This window comes from Vibrio sp. D173a, assembly GCF_030248475.1.
In genome coordinates this window covers 1-680 of record NZ_JAHGAH010001099.1, presented here as the reverse complement: position 1 = coordinate 680, position 680 = coordinate 1, and the positions used below count along the sequence as shown (strand labels likewise).

At 48.7% G+C, this 680-nt stretch carries 1 protein-coding gene; it reads right to left on the bottom strand.

Annotation, left to right across the window (positions count from 1 at the left end; all coding sequences use genetic code 11):
- The coding region (locus KIV40_RS31570; protein ID WP_285353254.1) for a penicillin-binding protein activator at window positions 1-680 on the bottom strand (680 nt) is incomplete at both ends.

The following is a 680-nucleotide window of genomic DNA, read 5'->3' as shown; positions in this document are numbered from 1 at the left end:
CTTCAACGGCTTTCATTTGCGGTAGTGCGTCCATCAAATAGTATGCATCCATACCTAGAGCCTGTAGGCGTTTCTGACCATTTGAGTGTGATGGCCACAGCTCGTTTAGCTGCTTGTTCAGTTCACCCTTGCTTTCAACTAGAAGAGGGATATCACTGTAGAAAACGCCAGTTAAGTCTTCGTACTGCTTGTCACCACTGTTACTGCGAGAGTTCGAGAACAATGCAGGTTGCTTCGCATCTGGGTTAATCGCTACTTCGATGAAAGGCTTAATAAGCGTTAGCTCAGAGTTCTTCGCCACAATGTATACCGCATCCACGTCGCGACGACTGCGAGGCTCTGTCTCTAGCGGCAGGTTAATCAGATTGTCCATTTGCGCAATGCGTTGTTGGCTCTCTTGTAGGCCAAAAATCTGGTTAACGTTGCGTTGCAGCTGGCGCTTGTCAGAGAAGAATGACGTCGCAACCTCGTTGTTGCTGTATTTTGACCACTCTTCTTTGAAGGCTTCTTGTACGCGATCACCCAATCGGCCTTTCGGTGCCAAGATAAGCGGGTATTTGTAACCTTGCGTGAAGAGGTGCTTCGCGGCTTGCTCAACTTCCTGCTCTGGCGACAATGCTAGGTAGCAAAGTTTGGTATCCGGTTCTAACTGAGTTGGAATGTTCAGTGCCAACGCAGGA